The sequence below is a fragment of the Amycolatopsis sp. NBC_00355 genome (assembly GCF_036104975.1).
GTDB lineage: Bacteria > Actinomycetota > Actinomycetes > Mycobacteriales > Pseudonocardiaceae > Amycolatopsis.
In genome coordinates this window covers 2078307-2094439 of the sequence record NZ_CP107982.1, presented here as the reverse complement: position 1 = coordinate 2094439, position 16133 = coordinate 2078307, and the positions used below count along the sequence as shown (strand labels likewise).

Here is a 16133-nt window from a genome sequence, read left to right as displayed (position 1 = left end):
TCAGAACTTCCGCAGGTCGGCGGCCGCGGACGGGTACTCCGCCGCGAGATCGGCCGCCGCGGCGAACTCCACGCAGTCGTCCGTGTAGGGCGGCACCACGACCGTGCCCAGCAGGCTCCACGCGCCCCGCGTGACCGTCGCCTGCCAGGTCCCCGCGGGCACCACGACCTGCGGCCGTTCCCCGGCCGCGACGTCGGCGCCGAGCACCGGCCGCTCGACCGAGCCGTCCGGGTGGAGCAGCAGCATTGCGGCCGGCGCGCCCGCGTGGTGCGCGTACACCTCCACCCGGTCCAGCCGGTGCGGTGCCGAGGACTCGGGCGCGACGAGCAGGTAGTAGATCGCGGACCCGGTGTCGGACCGCCAGCTCTGCGCCCACCGCCCGCCTTCGACGGGCAGCGGCTGAAGTCCCAGGTGGGTGATGAAATCCTTCGGCTCCGGCATGTCAGCCATCCTGCCGCAGGCCTGCCCAGTAGCCTCAGGCTCGAACTGATGTTCGCGGCGGGAGGACAAGCGTGCGAGTGCTCGGGGTCGACCCCGGATTGACCAGGTGCGGCCTGGGCGTGGTCGACGGCGGCAAGGGCCGGGTCGTCCGGTGCGTGGCCGTGGACGTCGTGCGCACGCCGCCCGACGCCGATCTCGCGCACCGCCTGCTCGGCATCTCCGACGAGGTCGAGCGCTGGCTGGACAAGTACAAGCCGGCCGCGGTCGCCGTCGAGCGGGTGTTCGCGCAGCACAACGTCCGGACCGCGATGGGTACCGCGCAGGCCGGCGGCGTCGTCGCGCTGGCCGCCGCGCGCCGCGGCCTGCCGGTCGTGTTCCACACCCCCAGCGAGGTCAAGGCCGCCGTCAGCGGGTCCGGCCGGGCCGACAAGGCCCAGGTCACCGCCATGGTGATGCGGTTGCTCAACCTCGAGGTCGCGCCGCACCCCGCCGACGCTGCGGACGCGCTCGCGCTGGCCATCTGCCACCTCTGGCGGGAGCCGATGCGGGCCCGGCTCGCCGAGGCCGAAGCCCGCGCGGCCGAGATGGCCCGCACGCACAAGGCGCGGCTGGCCGCGGCCGCCAAGCAAGCCACTGTCAGGAAGCCCCCGTTGAAGTCCGCCGTGAAGAAGCCTGGAGCAGCACGATGATCTCGTCCGTACGCGGAGAAGTCCTGTCGGTCGGCCTGGACCACGTCGTGGTCGAGGTCGGCGGGGTCGGCTTCGCGGTGCAGGCCACCCCGGCGACCCTGGCCACCCTGCGCCGCGGCGAAGAGGCCCGGCTGCACACCGCCCTGATCGTGCGCGAGGACTCGCTGACGCTGTTCGGGTTCGCCGACGCCGACGCGCGGGAGCTGTTCGGGCTGCTGCAGACGGTGTCCGGGATCGGGCCGCGGCTCGCGCTGGCCACCCTCGCCGTGCTCGACCCCGACAAGCTGCGCGGCGCGCTGGTCGAAGGCAACATCACCGTGCTCACGTCGGTGCCCGGCATCGGCCGCAAGGGCGCCGAGCGGCTCACCCTGGAGCTGCGGGACAAGGTCACCGCGCTCGGCGCCGGGGACGCGCCGGCGGTCACGGCCCCCGGCGCGTTGCGCGCGGAGGTCGTCGAGGCGCTCGCCGGGCTCGGGTTCCCGGCGAAGCAGGCCGAGCAGGCCGTGGACCAGGTGCTCGCCGACGGTGACGGCCACACGACGTCGAGCGTGCTGCGCGCTTCGCTGACCACCCTCGGCCGGAAGCGGTAGGGCGCCTTGATGGACCATGACGCCGTGACCGAGGAAGAGGACGACGCCCTCTCGGCGTGGGCCCAGACCGGCGAGGAGAACGTCGAGGGCACGCTGCGGCCCCGTCGGCTCGACGAGTTCGTCGGCCAGCCGCGGGTGCGCGAGCAGCTGGAGCTGGTGCTGGAGAGCGCGCGGCGGCGCGGGGTGCCGCCCGACCACGTCCTGCTGTCCGGCCCGCCCGGGCTGGGCAAGACGTCGATGGCGATGATCGTCGCGGCCGAGCTGGGCGCGGCGCTCAGGATCACTTCCGGGCCGGCCCTGGAACGGGCCGGCGACCTCGCCGCGATGCTGTCCAACCTTGCGCCCGGCGACGTCCTGTTCATCGACGAGATCCACCGGATCGCCCGCCCCGCCGAGGAGATGCTCTACCTGGCGATGGAGGACTTCCGGGTCGACGTCGTGGTCGGCAAGGGCCCGGGCGCCACGAGCATCCCGCTGGAGATCGCGCCGTTCACGCTGGTCGGGGCGACCACCCGGTCCGGCTCGCTGACCGGCCCGCTGCGCGACCGGTTCGGCTTCACCGGCCAGATGGAGTTCTACAGCGACACCGAGCTGGAGCTGATCGTCCGGCGGGCCGCGACGATCCTCGACATCCCGATCGACCGCGACGGCTGCGCCGAGATCGCCGGCCGCTCGCGGGGCACACCCCGGATCGCGAACCGGCTGCTGCGGCGCGTGCGCGACTACGCCGAGGTCCGCGCGGACGGCAAGGTGACCGTGGCGATCGCCCGGGCCGCGCTGGCCGTCTACGACGTCGACGAGCTGGGCCTCGACCGGCTCGACCGGGCCGTGCTCACCGCCCTGACCAAGTCGTTCGGCGGCGGGCCGGTCGGTATCTCGACCCTGGCCGTCGCCGTGGGGGAGGAGGCGACCACCGTGGAAGAGGTGTGTGAGCCCTACCTCGTGCGCGCCGGTATGCTCGCCCGCACCCCGCGCGGCCGGGTCGCCACCGCGACCGCGTGGGAACACCTCGGTCTGGTGCCGCCCGCCGACCACCCGGGGCGCCCCGACCAGGGCGGATCGGCGCCGTTCCAGCAGGACTGAGCGGCCCGTACCGGCGGGTGGGTGCTGGCGTCCGCGCCGGTACCTGGCACACTCGACAGGAGCACACCACCCAAAAACCGGACATTTCGGCTGGGCCCGGAGTCCGTCGAACGGAGAATCATGCAAAACCTTTTGCTGCCACTGCTGCTCGTGCTCGTCCTCGCCGTGCCGCTGGTGATGAGCTCGCGCAAGCAGAAGAAGCAGCAGGCGGCGCAGCAGGACCTGCAGAGCAGCCTGGCGCCCGGTGACCGCGTGATGACCACTTCCGGTCTTTACGGCACCGTCGCCGACACCTCGGGCGACAACACGATCGACATCGAGATCGCCCCGGGCGTCGTCACCACCTGGCTGCGCCTCGCGGTCCGCGAGAAGGTCGAGCCGGTCGTCGAGACCGACGAGGACTCGGTCGGCGAGGTGTCGTCGGACGCCCCGGCCGAGGAGTCGATCATCGAGTCGAGCTCCGGCATCAAGGACGACGAGCCGGCCACGACCGCGCAGGTCGCGCCCCCGCTGGAGCACGGCAAGAAGTAAGGCCCCGCGCCTCCCCTGGGCAGGGCGCGAAACCTCCGACGAAAGTCGGTATGGCCGCAACGCCGGGCTCACGCAGCACCGAGTAGTGTCTCGGTGCTGCGTGCGTGTCCGCCGTCATACCCGTGCCCGGGAGTGAATCGCACACAGTCCCGGCCCGGAAACCCTCCGGGCGGGCACCGCAACGTCGGGGTTCCCACCCAGTCCGAGGAGACCGAAGCACCGTGGCAGCATCGGCCGGGCATCTCCGCCCGGGACGCTATCTCGCCCTGTTCGCCTTGATCGTGATCGTGCTGTACGCGCTGGTGTTCCTCACCGGCAACCACAAGCCGACCCCGAAGCTGGGCATCGACCTGCAGGGCGGCACCCGGGTCACGCTCACCGCCCGTACCCCGGACGGTGGCCAGCCGACCCGGGAGTCCCTGAACCAGGCGCGCCAGATCATCGAGCGCCGTGTCAACGGGATCGGCGTCGGTGGCACCGAGGTCCTCCTCGACGGCAACAACGTCGTGATCACGGTCCCCGGCGAGCAGGGTGACCAGGCGAAGAACCTGGGCAAGACGGCCAAGCTGGGCTTCCGGAAGGTCGTCGCCAACGCGACGCAGCCGGTCGTGCCCCCGCAGACCACGCCGCCGACCGGCGTTCCGACCGGGACGCAGGCCCCGACGTCGGGCACCCCGAGCAAGCCCCCGGCGTCCTCCGGCGCGCCGGTCGCCAGCTCGAGCGCTCCGCCGTCCAGCCCGGCCGCCGGTGGTGGCGGTGCTCCCGCCGCCGCGCCCGCGCAGGCGCCGAGCACCACCCCGGCCCCGCCGAGCAGCACGCCGCCGCCCGCGTCGAGCCAGGCCCCGGCCCCGGCCCCGGTGGACGGTTCGGTCGACGCCGACACCGCGAAGCAGATCCAGGCCGCGAAGGCCGTCCGGCAGAACCCGCAGATGATCGGCGCCGACGGCAACCCGAACCAGGAGCTCGTCGCCCAGGCGATGGCGGCGATCACCTGCGCGCCGAACGCCAAGGACCCCCTCGAGGGCAACGACGACCCCAAGCTGCCGCTGGTCGCCTGCGGTGACCACGACACGTACAAGTACCTGCTGGAGCCGGAGTTCCTGCCGGGTACCGAGATCGCCGACTCGAGCTCGGGCTACGACCAGCAGCGCGGCCAGTGGGTGGTGAACCTCAGCTTCAAGAGCGAGGGCACCAAGATCTGGGCGGACTTCACCTCGAAGAACACCAACCAGCAGGCCGCGTTCGTGCTCGACACGCAGGTCGTGTCCGCGCCGAACATCCAGGTCGCGATCCTGGACGGCAACACCCAGATCACCGGCAAGTTCACCCAGTCCGAGGCGAAGGACCTCTCGGACATCCTGAAGTACGGCTCGCTGCCGCTGTCGTTCGCTTCCTCGGACGCGACCACGGTGTCGGCCACGCTGGGCCTGGCCTCGCTGCAGGCCGGCCTGATCGCCGGCGGCATCGGCCTGCTGGTGGTCTTCATCTACTGCCTGTTCTACTACCGGCTGCTCGGCGTGCTCACCATCCTGTCGCTGGCGCTGTCCTTCTCGCTGGTGTTCGCGGTGCTGGTGCTGCTCGGGCGCTGGATCGGCTACACGCTGGACCTGGCGGGCATCGCCGGCCTGATCATCGCCATCGGCATCACGGCGGACTCGTTCGTCATCTACTTCGAACGAATAAAAGACGAGATCCGGGAGGGCCGGACGTTCCGGTCCGCGGTGCCGCGTGGCTGGACCCGCGCCCAGCGCACGATTCTGGCTTCGGACGCGGTGAGCTTCCTGGCCGCGGCGATCCTGTACATCATCGCGGTCGGCGACGTCCAGGGCTTCGCGTTCACCCTCGGCATGTCCACGGTGCTCGACCTGGTGATCGTCTACCTGGTGACGCACCCGCTGGTCGCGATCGCGTCCACGTCGAAGTCGAAGTTCCTGTCCAATCCCAAGTACCTGGGCCTGGGTGCCGTGCAGCAAGTGGGTTCGCAGCGCAAGTCGGCTTCGGTCGGCCGCGCGAACGTGAAGGAGGCCTGACGTGGGCGTCGAGGAACTGGGCAGGGACGCCGACGGCGACATGAAGGTCGCGGCGAAACCCGGCAAGAAGGAAAGCATCTTCCGCCGCCTCTACGTCGGCAGCGGCGCGTTCGACGTCGTCGGCAAGCGCAAGCGCTGGTACATCTTCTTCGCCGCGCTGGTGCTGGTGTGCCTCGCGTCGATGATCTTCCGCGGCTTCAACTACGGCATCGAGTTCGAGGGCGGCACGCAGCTGCAGATGCCGGCCAACGGCATCCACGGCGTGATCACCGAGGACCAGGCCAAGGTCTCGTTCGAGAAGGCCCTCGGCCACCCGGCCGCGGAGACGCAGAAGGTCGGCACGGGTGACGCGTCGACCATCCAGATCCGCACCGAGACGCTGGACGCGGCGGACGTCGCCAAGCTCAAGCAGACCCTGTTCCAGGATCTGGGGCCGATCGGCAGCAACAAGCAGCCGAGCGTGCAGGCGATCAGTGACAGCGCGGTCAGCGCGTCCTGGGGTGGGGAGATCTCGCAGAAGGCGCTGATCGCCCTCATCGTGTTCCTCGTCGCGGTGGTCATCTTCCTGGCGATCTACTTCGACCTGCGGATGGCGTCGGCGGCGCTCGTTTCGCTGCTGCACGACATCTTCGTCACCGCCGGTGTGTACTCGCTGATCGGTTTCGAGGTCACGCCGGCGACGGTGATCGGCCTGCTGACGATCCTCGGGTTCTCGCTGTACGACACGGTGGTGGTGTTCGACAAGGTCCGCGAGAACACGCGCGGCCTGCTCGGGCTGACCCGCCGCACGTTCGGCGAAGCCGCGAACCTGGCGCTGAACCAGACCCTGATGCGGTCGTTCAACACCGCGTTCATCGCGCTGCTGCCGATCCTCGGCCTGCTGATCGTCGGGTACGTGCTGCTCGGCTCCGGCACGCTGCAGGACCTGGCGCTCGTGCAGCTCACCGGCACGATCGTCGGTGTCCTGTCGTCGGTCGCGCTGGCGACGCCGCTGCTGGTCGACTTCAAGATGCGCGACCCGAAGTACCGGCAGCAGGCCGAGCGGGTCCACCAGCGCCGGGCCAACCAGGAGCGCAAGGCCGCGAGCGACGACTTCGACGCTTCGGACGACGACGCCCTGGCGAAGGAACTGCGCAAGGAGAAGGCGTACGCCGCCGCGGCGAGCGTGCCCACCCGGATCCAGAAGCAGCGCCCGTCGGGCAAGCCGGCCGGGAAGCGGAAGCGCTGACGTGGACCTGGAGAAGGCTCTCGGCCTGATCGCCGAGGTGCCGGACTTTCCCGAGCCCGGCGTGCTGTTCCGCGACCTGAGCCCGATGTTCGCGGACGCGGGCGCGTTCAAGGCCGTGACCGACGCGCTGGCGAGCACCCTCGACCCCCAGGTCGAGGCGCTCGCCGGCGTGGAGGCCCGCGGCTTCCTCCTGGCGGCGGCCGTCGGGTACGCCCGCGGTCTCGGCGTCGTGCTGATCCGCAAGCCGGGCAAGCTGCCGCAGGTCGCGGGCCGGGTGGACTACGCGCTGGAGTACGGCACGGCCACGGTCGAGCTGCCGGCCGGCGTGGTGCGCCCCGGCCAGCGCGTCGCCATCCTGGACGACGTCCTGGCCACCGGTGGCACGGTCGCGGCGACCGCCAAGCTCCTGGAGGACGCGGGTGCGGTCGTCGACAGCGTCTCGGTGGTCCTGGAGCTGGCGGCCCTGGGCGGCCGCCAGGTCCTGGGGGACCGGAAGATCCACGCGCTGCAGGTCTGCTGAACCTGTCTGCCGCTGCTTGTCGTGAGTGTTTAGTCGGGTTAGAACCCGACTGAACACTCACGAGGGCGGCGGCGAGAGCGGAACTCCCTGGTCAAGGCGTTGTGATCACCCGCAATGGGCGCACCCGGCGGGGTCGTGGGACCGAGCGGCTACCCTGGGGGTTCGAAGGCCGCACGAGCAGCAGGAGGTGCGGGTGAGCCAGGAGCTCGACGCCGCGGTGCCCGCTCAAGAGGGCGCCCCGCAGAACGGGCAGGCGGCGGCACAGCCCGCGTCGCCGAAGCCGAACGGCGCGGCGCCGAACCCGTCCGCCACGCGACGGGTGCGAGCCCGCCTCGCCCGGCGGATCACCGCCCAGCGCGCCGCCCCGGTCAAGCAGGTCCTGGAACCCCTCGCGGTCATCCACCGCGAACTCCACCCCAACGCCGACCTCGGGTTGCTGCAGCGCGCCTACGACGTCGCCGAGGAACTGCACCGCAACCAGCGGCGCAAGTCCGGCGACCCGTACATCACGCACCCCCTGGCCGTGGCCACGATCCTCGCCGAGCTGGGCATGGACACCACGACCCTCGTCGCGGCGCTACTGCACGACACGGTCGAGGACACCGGCTACGCCGTCGAGAGCCTGAAGGCCGACTTCGGCGAGAAGGTCGCCGAGCTGGTCGACGGCGTCACGAAGCTGGACAAGGTCAAGCTCGGCACGTCCGCCGAGGCCGAGACCATCCGCAAGATGGTCATCGCGATGGCCAAGGACCCCCGGGTGCTGGTCATCAAGCTCGCCGACCGGCTGCACAACATGCGCACGATGCGCTTCCTCCCGCCAGAGAAGCAGGCCCGCAAGGCGCGCGAGACCCTCGAGGTCCTCGCCCCGCTGGCCCACCGGCTCGGCATGGCCACGGTGAAGTGGGAGCTGGAGGACCTCGCGTTCGCCATCCTGCAGCCGAAGAAGTACGACGAGATCGTGCGCCTGGTCGCCGACCGGGCACCCTCGCGCGACATCTACCTGCGCTCGGTGATCACCGACCTGACCAGCAACCTCGTGTCGTCGCGGATCACCGCGAAGGTCGAGGGCCGGCCGAAGCACTACTACTCGATCCACCAGAAGATGATCGTCCGCGGCCGCGACCTGGACGACATCCACGACCTGGTCGGCGTGCGGATCCTGGTCGAGGACGTCCGCGACTGCTACGCGGCGATGGGCGTCGTCCACGCGCTGTGGCAGCCGGTGCCCGGCCGCTTCAAGGACTACATCGCGCAGCCGCGGTTCAGCGTCTACCAGTCGTTGCACACCACCGTGATCGGCCCGGACGGCAAGCCCCTCGAAGTGCAGATCCGCACCTACGAGATGCACCGCACGGCCGAGTACGGCATCGCCGCGCACTGGCGGTACAAGGAAACCAAGGGCACGCACAACGGCAACGCCGTGGACGTCGACGAGATGGCGTGGATGCGCCAGCTGCTCGACTGGCAGCGGGAAGCGGCGGACCCGGGCGACTTCCTCGAGTCGCTGCGGTACGAACTGGCCGCGCGCGAGATCTTCGTGTTCACGCCGAAGGGCGACGTCATCACGCTGCCCGTCGAGTCGACCCCGGTCGACTTCGCCTACGCCGTGCACACCGAGGTCGGGCACCGCTGCATCGGCGCCCGCGTCAACGGCCGGCTGGTCGCGCTGGAACGCAAGCTGGAAAACGGCGAAGTCGTCGAGATCTTCACCTCGAAGGCGGAGAACGCCGGCCCGAGCCGCGACTGGCTGCAGTTCGCGGGTTCGCCGAAGGCGCGCGCGAAGATCCGGCAATGGTTCGCCAAGGAACGCCGTGACGAGGCGATCGAAGGCGGCAAGGAAGCCATCACCAAGGAGATCCGCAAGGTCGGCCTGCCGATCCAGCGGCTCGTCTCCGCGGAATCCATGGGCTCGATCGCCACCGAGCTGCGCCACGCCGACATCTCGTCGCTGTACGCGGCGGTCGGGGAGGGCCACACCAGCGCCAAGCACGTCGTCCAGCGCCTGGTCGCGCTCATCGGCGGCGTCGACGCGGCGGAGGAGGAGCTCGCCGAGCGCGCGACGCCGTCCACCGTCACCCGGCGTCGCGGCTCCAACGACGTCGGCGTGGTGGTCAAGGGCGCGAGCGACGTCTGGGCGAAGCTGGCCCGCTGCTGCACCCCGGTCCCGGGCGACGAGATCCTCGGCTTCGTGACCCGCGGCGGCGGTGTCTCGGTGCACCGCACCGACTGCACCAACGCCGGCGACCTGCAGTCCCAGCCCGAGCGGCTGGTCGAGGTCGAGTGGGCGCCCTCGGCGTCGTCGGTCTTCCTGGTGGCCATCCAGGTCGAGGCCCTCGACCGGCACCGCCTGCTCTCGGACGTGACGAAGGTGCTGGCCGACGAGAAGGTCAACATCCTGTCGGCTTCGGTGACGACGTCCCGCGACCGGGTCGCGGTCAGCCGCTTCTCGTTCGAGATGGGCGACCCGAAGCACCTGGGCCACGTCCTGAAGGTGGTCCGCGGCGTGGAAGGCGTCTACGACGTCTACCGCGTGACGTCGGCTTCCTAGAAGACCAACAGGTTGTGGAAGCCGAGCTGATCGCGGGGCTGTGGTCATAACCGGCTCGGCCGGACGCGAAGAAATTGTCGAATGTCGGGTGCCGGCGCATTCCCGGAATCAGAGGCCGTGCCGCCGGATGAGCGGGCCGACCCGGGTCGCCTCGAGCTGCCAGCGCTGTTTCCGGAACCGCAGGACCACGGCGGCCGCCGCGGCACTGCTCACCGTTGCCGACGCCGCCGCGAGAAGCACGCTGCCGCCGGCCATCGACCACCACACCAGCCCGCAGCCGGCGAGCGTCGCGGCGATCAGGAGCGCGGCGGCGAGCTGTGCGGGCTGCCAGACCCAGCGGTCACCCTCGTCGACCGCGGCCTGCAGGGAACGCGCACGGTGCAGGAGTTCGACGTCATCGACGGCCAGTTCCGGGACGCGCCGGGCGGCCTCGGCGCAGAGCCGGCGCTGCCGGCCGGTCGTCATCACCGGCGTTCCGTCACGGGTCACGCTGCACGCTTCCACGGCGCGGCGATAAAGGACCGTCGCCAATTCCCGGCGGATTTCCGGAGCCGCCCCGTCGTTGGTCAATAACCGTTCCAGTTCGGCGATCCGCCGCGAATCCTCTTCGAACAAGATCACTCCCGAAAATGCGGTGCCACGTTCTGTGAGTGCATGCTACGGTCTGCAAATTGCAGGTGGTGGGGAGGCTGCCGAAACGGGGAGGTGAAATGCCGGTTCGTGGTCAGCTCGGTTCCCGGCGGCTGGCGATCGCCGTCTTCGCGGCGAACCTCGTCGGCTGCGCCCTGGTGGGCGCCACCTGGGTGGTGCTGAACCGCGCGCCGGAACCGGCGCCGCCGGTCGAGCCCGGCCTCTCGCTGGGGGACACCCCGGCCACGCTTTCCTCGCCGCCGCCCGGGATACCGACACCGACGACCGCGGCCGAGGCACCGGCCACGCTGGTCCGGGTGAGCGGGCCGGAAGGGCTCGAGACCGTCATCCCGGCCGGCTGGCCGACGAAGACGCTGCCGGAACCGGGCAGCGTCCAGGCGAGTGATCCGGCGGACTCCCGCCGGATCCTCAAGTTCGGCGGCGCACCGCCGTCCGACGGCTCCGACATCGTGACCTACCACGAGCGGTACGAGCGGCAGATCGCCCGCCGCGCCGGGTACACCCGGCACCGTCTGCGGTCCACGACGCTGCGCGGAGCCGAGGCGGTCGACTGGGAGTTCGCCTGGGACGCGCCCGAAGGCCGGCGCCACGTGCGCGCGTTCTACTGGCGCAGCAACGGGATCGAGTACTACGTCTACGCGCACGGACCCGAGCCGAGCTGGCCGGAGACCGCCGAGGTGGTTCAGCGGATGCTCGACGACGCCACCCCCTGACCCGAGAAACCCGAGGGAGCAGCATGTCCCCAGGCACGGCCGACGACACCACGCGCTACCTGTGCGCGGCCTCCTACCTCGATCCCGCCTACAGCACGCGGGCGATCACCGAGTTCCTCGTCGAGCCCACCCGGCCGGTGCCGCCGTCGCCGGGGCTCGACGCCGGCCGCGTGCTCACCGAGGCGGTGCGGGCGCGGGCCCGCCGGAAGAACTACGACGGGCTGCTGGTCCTGCTGATGGCGATCGTCATCGGGCTGTCGTGGGACAACCCGCTGCTCTACGGCTGGATCGTGCTGTCGGTCGTCCTGGTGGTGGCGCGGTCGGGGAAGGCCGCCTCCGCAGCACAGCGGTCGTTCAACCCGAAGACGATGATCGTCCTCGGGATCGCCGTCCTGGTCGTGGTGGTGCTGCTGCCCTACGCGGACGAGATCTTCGGCTCCGGGAGCCGCTACTCCTCCGACTACTACGACGATTATTCGAACAGCTCCGCGGGTGGTGACACCGCCCGGATCGTCATCGGGGTCGTGCTGGCCCTGATCGTGCTCGTGGTCGTCACGCTCGAACGCTGGTCCCTGTGGAGCCTGCTGACGACGCGCTTCAAGCGCTACGCCGCTCCCGCGGCCGACAGCGGCAGCACCCTCAGCGGGTTGTTCACCGAGGACTTCCGCGAGCAGCTCGCCCGGTACCAGCGGGGCGACGAGCTCGCCGGGGTGCCCGGTGCGCCGCTGGTGGTCTACCGCGGCTACAACCCGTTCGTGGGCGCCGGGTTCCGGCGCGACGCCTGGTCCATGGCGATTCCGCTGGAGCGGCTCGAGGAGGACGAGAGCGATCCGGCGACGCACCGGGAGCTCACCACCGAAACGCTGTACGAAGGGATCCGCGAGGCGATCGGGAACCTCCGCCGTTCGGGCTCGCTGTCACCCGACCACCGGCTGGGCGGGCTGACCGTGACCGAAGCGGTGTTCACCCCGGCCGCCGAGCTCGTCGACCACCTGGCCGAGCCGGAAGCCGCGGCCTACCTGCCCGACATCGAGTACCCGCCGCACACCCGGCTGACCGCGGCCGACGTCGACCGGCTCCGGATGGAACCGAAGGAGTGGGCGCGCTACTACCTGTGCTTCCAGGTCGAGACCTGGGACCGGGATCTCGTGCTCACGACGTTCCTGCACGTCGCGGTGGACGAGACGACGCTGTACGTCGAGTGGACGCCGTTCATGCTGCCGCCGATCCGGGCCGACTACCGCGTGGTGGACAAGATGCGGCCGGATTCGCTGCGCCCGCTCGGTCAGGGTTTCCTGGCGTGGCTGGAGATGCCGGCGAGCCTGCCCGGCCGGATCGCGAACCTCGCGTCCTGGATCCGGCGGCCCAAGCGCGAGCCCGGCGTCCTCGACCCGGACCGCTACGGCGCCGCGAGCACCCTGCGCGAGCTCGCGTCGGTGAACCTGTTCACCGACTACTTCCAGCTCGTCGACATCGAACGGTACGAGAAGATCATCGAAAGCCGGCTCCTGCCGGCGATCGGCGGCCTGCTCGGCGACGCCGGGTTCTCGACGGCGAAGTTCGAGGAGCAGGCGGCGGTCGTGATCAACAACGACATCACCATCGGCGGCGACAACCGCGCCCCGATCACCCAGACCGGGCAGCGCGGCCCGCGGCCGCGCCCGCCCCGCACCCCCGGCCGCCTGGCCCGGACGGAGGCCTGATGAGGGACCGCGTCACGAACAAGCTCAGCATCGGCGGGGACAACTCCGGGCGGATCACCCAGACCGGCATCGGGGGCGGCGGCGGGGACACCGCGGTCCCGGCGTTGCTCGACCTGGTCGAGCGGCTGGCCGGCGAGGTGCGCGGCAAGGAGCTCGCGAAGCAGGAGGTCCTGGAGGACACCCTGGGCGACCTGGCGGCCGACCTGCGCGCGGGGGACGCGGTGGCGCCGGCGGTGGTGCGCAGCCGCTGGGAGAAGGTCAAGGGCCTGCTGGGCGGCGTGGTGCAGTTCTCCGAACTGGTGGCGAAGATCTCCGACCAGGTGCAGAAGATCTTCACCTGAGCCGGCCTAGAGGACCTTCCGCAGGAGCGCGTTGACGTCGTCGGGGCGTTCGAGTGCGGGCAGGTGGCCGGTGTCGGCGAGTTCCACGAGTTCGGCGTTCGGCAGGGAATCGGCGATGTGCCGGGAAAGCTCGACCAGGCCCAGCGCGTCCGACAGGCCGATCACCACCTGGGCCGGCGTGGCGATCCCGGCCAGCCGGTGGCGGGTGTCCGGGACCCGCTCCGTCCACTGTGGAGCGGTCGACAGGCGGTGGTACACCTGTTCGCACATGTCCCGGACCAGCGCGAGCATTTCGGGCGGCAGCACGGCGACGTCCCGCTCGGGACCCGCGACCAGGTACCGGATGTTGGCCTCGGACATGGCCTTCACGTCCGCCGGGTCGACGTCGCGGGTCAGCTCCGCGATGTCCGCCTGCATGTGGTCGGGCCAGGTGTGCCCGCTGAGACCGGAGCCGAGCAGCACCAGCCGGGTGACCCGCTCCGGCGCGGCGAGCGCGGTGTCCATCGACACCGCGCCGCCCATCGACGCCCCGACCAGCGTGGCCTGCTCGATCCCCCGGGCATCGAGCAGGGCCAGCAGGTCCTCGTGGTGGGCGAACTCGCCGAGGCCGTCGGCGGATTCGCCGAAGCCGCGGCGGTCGTAGCGGATCACCCGGTGCGTGGCGGCGAGCGCGGTGAACTGCGGTTCCCACATCCGGCGGTCGCCGATCGCGGCGTGCAGCAGCACGACCGCGGGCCCTTCGCCCGCTTCGTCGTACCCGAACGTCGTCCCGTTCAACCCGATCGTCGCCATGGGCCCCAAGCTAGCGCCGCGACCGCGTCACACACCCGGGGTTTCGCTCAGGGCGAGAAGCTAATGTGCCAGGCATGACGGACGGATTCGACTTCACGCGCGACGGCGAGGTGGCGCGGCTGACCTTCGCCCGGCCCGAGAAGATGAACGCGATCACCTACGGCATGTGGTCGGCGATCCCGGACGTCGTCGCCGACGTCGAGGCCGATCCCACGCTCAAGGTGCTCGTGCTCGCGGGCGGCGGGAAGCACTTCTCGGCGGGCGCGGACATCAGCGAGTTCGGCGAGCTGCGCACCACCGCCGACGGCGCGGCGACCTACGACAAAGCCGTCGAAGGCGCGGTGGCCGCGCTGACGTCGATGCGGAAGCCGTCGGTCGCGATGATCCAGGGCAACTGCATCGGCGGCGGCTGCCAGGTGTCGGTCGCCTGCGACTTCCGCTTCGCCGCGGAGGGTTCGCGCTTCGGCATCACGCCGGCGAAGCTCGGCATCGTCTACCACTTCGACTCGACCCGCCAGCTGGTGTCGCTGGTCGGCCCGGCGCACGCGAAGTACTTCCTGCTCTCCGGCGAGCTGATCACGGCCGCCCGGGCCCGCGAGATCGGCCTGCTCAACGACGTCTTCCCGGCCGACGACCTCGAAGCGTCGACGCTGGAGTTCGTGCGGACGCTGTGCTCGCGCTCGCAGGCGTCGGTCCGCGGGATGAACCGGATCATCGAGAAGATCGTCGCCGGCCAGGAGACCTCGGACGCGGAGGTCGAGGAGATCCGGTCCGAGGCCCTGCACGGCGAGGACTACGCGGAGGGCGTCGCGGCTTTCCTGGATCGGCGCCCGCCGAATTTCACCTTTCGCTGATCCTCGATCTGGTGAACCGGCTCGCGTGTCGATCCACTGTCGCCGACGCGCGGAGCGGTGGTTCGACCTGGGCCAGGACCAGGCCCGCGGCGGCGCGTCTCAGCGCCCGGCCCCGGCCGGCTGCTCGTTCAGGTACAGGAACGTGCCGAGGCCGTGGAAGTCGTTGGTGGCGCGCGGCCGGTCGAGGTAGTAGCGGCCGTTGCCGACGTTGGTCCCGACGCTGATGTCGGTGATAGCGGTGGTGCCGTCGGCGGCCTGGGAGAGGTACCGGACGACGCCGACGACGGCGCCGCGCTGCGGGGCTGCCGCGTGCAGCGCGTCGACCGTGGCGGCGCCGAACCAGCCGAGCGCGCGGCACCACACGTCCGGGGACAACCCCGTCACCGGATCGGTTCAGCTCTGCTTCCGGCGCTCGTCGAACGCGTGGTACAGCAATCCGCTCGGATGGCGAAGACGAGTGAAATAGGTGACGAGCTGGTCAGCCGATTCGGCACTGCTCGCGCCGTCGCCGAATACCGTTCCGTACGGGGCCAGGAATGGGTCGAGCATGAATGCGCCGTCGGCCCACAGCTGCCCGGTCAACCCCGTGTTGTGCATGAATCCGCTGTCGGTGTAACCGGGGCCCAACGACGCGGCGGGGTGCGCGGCTTCGGCGGGTTGCCCGAGCAAGGTCAGTCCGAGAACGGCGGCGAGGACGACGCGAAGTGTCTCCGGAACGCCAAAGAACCCAGCCCCTTTGCTGCGCGGAAAGCGGCGGCCGTGTCGGTCGTCGATCTTCCGCGAAGGTTCCGGAGCCGGTCAACCGCCCGCGGGTGGAAACGGCCGGACAACACCGGACTGATAATATCGTCAGGCGTCCAGGTAATCGCGGAAATGCTCGGCGACGACGTCGGTGACGCCGGCGGGACCGAGCCGGCCGTCGATCTCGATGACCCGGATGCCCAGCTCCCGCGCCGAGCGCACGGCCTGCGCGGCGAGCAGCCGGTCCCGCGTCAGCCGGGTGCGCTGCTCCGGGATCGCGGGCTCCTCCGGCCGGTGCCGCAGCTGGTGCTGGCGGAACAGCTCGGTCGGCACGAGCACGACCATCCGGCCCGGCGAGTCCACCAGCGGCGCGACCAGCTCCGGGCGCAGCCCCCAGCCTTCGGCGAGGATCGGCCGCGGCGACGTCAGCGCCCGCAGGTCCGCCAGGGCGCAGTCGAACCGGTGCCGGACCTCGGTCATCAGCTGCTCGTCGCCGGCCGCGTCCGCGGCGGGCCGGGTCCGGTGGTCGTGGTGGTAGGTCGTCAGGCCGTGCCGCTCCGCGAGCAGCCGGGCGACGGTGGACTTCCCGGTCCACGGGGCGCCGCCGATCCACAGCGCCTTCCGCAGCGTGCCGAAGGGATCCCAGGTCATCACACGACTATCGCGGGCCCGGCAGGC

At 70.9% G+C, this 16133-nt stretch carries 18 protein-coding genes; 12 read left to right on the top strand and 6 right to left on the bottom strand.

The window, feature by feature from the left end; translation table 11 throughout:
• Positions 1-441, bottom strand: coding sequence for a cupin domain-containing protein (locus tag OHS18_RS08435; RefSeq protein WP_328616543.1), 441 nt, complete (start codon positions 439-441; stop codon positions 1-3).
• Between the two features lie 71 nt (positions 442-512).
• Between OHS18_RS08435 and ruvC the strand changes: the two genes are divergently transcribed.
• The 8 genes from ruvC (at position 513) to OHS18_RS08395 (ending at position 9660) form a co-directional block, all read left to right on the top strand.
• A complete protein-coding gene (gene ruvC, locus OHS18_RS08430; RefSeq protein ID WP_328616542.1) occupies positions 513-1130 on the top strand; it encodes a crossover junction endodeoxyribonuclease RuvC in 618 nt (205 codons plus the stop codon).
• On the top strand, positions 1127-1720 hold the full coding sequence (ruvA, locus tag OHS18_RS08425) for a Holliday junction branch migration protein RuvA (RefSeq protein WP_328454289.1): 594 nt from the start codon (positions 1127-1129) through the stop codon (positions 1718-1720). Before ruvC ends, ruvA begins: the two co-directional genes overlap by 4 nt.
• Before the next feature lie 9 nt (positions 1721-1729).
• The gene (gene ruvB, locus OHS18_RS08420; RefSeq protein ID WP_328454292.1) at positions 1730-2803 is read left to right on the top strand and encodes a Holliday junction branch migration DNA helicase RuvB; all 1074 of its coding nucleotides are present in this window, start codon (positions 1730-1732) and stop codon (positions 2801-2803) included.
• A 120-nt stretch (positions 2804-2923) separates the two neighbouring features.
• The gene (gene yajC, locus OHS18_RS08415; protein WP_328454294.1) at positions 2924-3334 is read left to right on the top strand and encodes a preprotein translocase subunit YajC; all 411 of its coding nucleotides are present in this window, start codon (positions 2924-2926) and stop codon (positions 3332-3334) included.
• Positions 3335-3555: 221 nt separating this feature from the next.
• Positions 3556-5364, top strand: a complete 1809-nt coding sequence (gene secD, locus OHS18_RS08410) for a protein translocase subunit SecD (protein ID WP_328616541.1) — start codon at positions 3556-3558, stop codon at positions 5362-5364.
• A gap of 1 nt (position 5365) precedes the next feature.
• Positions 5366-6592, top strand: a complete 1227-nt coding sequence (gene secF / locus OHS18_RS08405) for a protein translocase subunit SecF (protein WP_328616540.1) — start codon at positions 5366-5368, stop codon at positions 6590-6592.
• A gap of 1 nt (position 6593) precedes the next feature.
• A complete protein-coding gene (locus OHS18_RS08400; RefSeq protein WP_328454300.1) occupies positions 6594-7112 on the top strand; it encodes an adenine phosphoribosyltransferase in 519 nt (172 codons plus the stop codon).
• A gap of 193 nt (positions 7113-7305) precedes the next feature.
• Complete coding sequence (locus tag OHS18_RS08395; protein ID WP_328454302.1) at positions 7306-9660, top strand: RelA/SpoT family protein; 2355 nt, start codon at positions 7306-7308, stop codon at positions 9658-9660.
• A 108-nt stretch (positions 9661-9768) separates the two neighbouring features.
• On the opposite strand, the gene OHS18_RS08390 is transcribed toward OHS18_RS08395, so the two are convergent.
• The gene (locus OHS18_RS08390) at positions 9769-10149 is read right to left on the bottom strand and encodes a hypothetical protein (RefSeq protein ID WP_328616539.1); all 381 of its coding nucleotides are present in this window, start codon (positions 10147-10149) and stop codon (positions 9769-9771) included.
• A gap of 221 nt (positions 10150-10370) precedes the next feature.
• Between OHS18_RS08390 and OHS18_RS08385 the strand changes: the two genes are divergently transcribed.
• Genes OHS18_RS08385 through OHS18_RS08375 form a run of 3 tightly spaced genes read left to right on the top strand, consistent with a single transcriptional unit; the run spans position 10371 to position 13068 of the window.
• Positions 10371-11024 carry a hypothetical protein gene (locus tag OHS18_RS08385; RefSeq protein ID WP_328616538.1) on the top strand — a complete coding sequence of 218 codons (654 nt, stop codon included), beginning with the start codon at positions 10371-10373 and terminating at the stop codon, positions 11022-11024.
• A gap of 23 nt (positions 11025-11047) precedes the next feature.
• The gene (locus tag OHS18_RS08380; protein WP_328616537.1) at positions 11048-12727 is read left to right on the top strand and encodes a hypothetical protein; all 1680 of its coding nucleotides are present in this window, start codon (positions 11048-11050) and stop codon (positions 12725-12727) included.
• Complete coding sequence (locus OHS18_RS08375; RefSeq protein WP_328454310.1) at positions 12727-13068, top strand: hypothetical protein; 342 nt, start codon at positions 12727-12729, stop codon at positions 13066-13068. Before OHS18_RS08380 ends, OHS18_RS08375 begins: the two co-directional genes overlap by 1 nt.
• 6 nt (positions 13069-13074) lie before the next feature.
• On the opposite strand, the gene OHS18_RS08370 is transcribed toward OHS18_RS08375, so the two are convergent.
• Positions 13075-13860: an alpha/beta fold hydrolase gene (locus OHS18_RS08370; protein ID WP_328454312.1), complete on the bottom strand. Its 786-nt coding sequence runs from the start codon at positions 13858-13860 to the stop codon at positions 13075-13077.
• Positions 13861-13934: 74 nt separating this feature from the next.
• Between OHS18_RS08370 and OHS18_RS08365 the strand changes: the two genes are divergently transcribed.
• Positions 13935-14714 carry an enoyl-CoA hydratase/isomerase family protein gene (locus OHS18_RS08365; RefSeq protein WP_328454314.1) on the top strand — a complete coding sequence of 260 codons (780 nt, stop codon included), beginning with the start codon at positions 13935-13937 and terminating at the stop codon, positions 14712-14714.
• A 99-nt stretch (positions 14715-14813) separates the two neighbouring features.
• Here OHS18_RS08365 and OHS18_RS08360 read toward each other — a convergent pair whose 3' ends face one another.
• The 3 genes from OHS18_RS08360 to OHS18_RS08350 all read right to left on the bottom strand — a co-directional run bounded on the left by OHS18_RS08360 (position 14814) and on the right by OHS18_RS08350 (position 16106).
• Positions 14814-15098, bottom strand: a complete 285-nt coding sequence (locus tag OHS18_RS08360; protein ID WP_328616536.1) for a hypothetical protein — start codon at positions 15096-15098, stop codon at positions 14814-14816.
• Between the two features lie 9 nt (positions 15099-15107).
• Positions 15108-15383 carry a glycoside hydrolase family 88 protein gene (locus tag OHS18_RS08355; protein WP_328616535.1) on the bottom strand — a complete coding sequence of 92 codons (276 nt, stop codon included), beginning with the start codon at positions 15381-15383 and terminating at the stop codon, positions 15108-15110.
• Positions 15384-15563: 180 nt separating this feature from the next.
• Positions 15564-16106, bottom strand: coding sequence for a hypothetical protein (locus OHS18_RS08350; protein WP_328454320.1), 543 nt, complete (start codon positions 16104-16106; stop codon positions 15564-15566).
• Between the last annotated feature and the right edge of the window lie 27 nt (positions 16107-16133).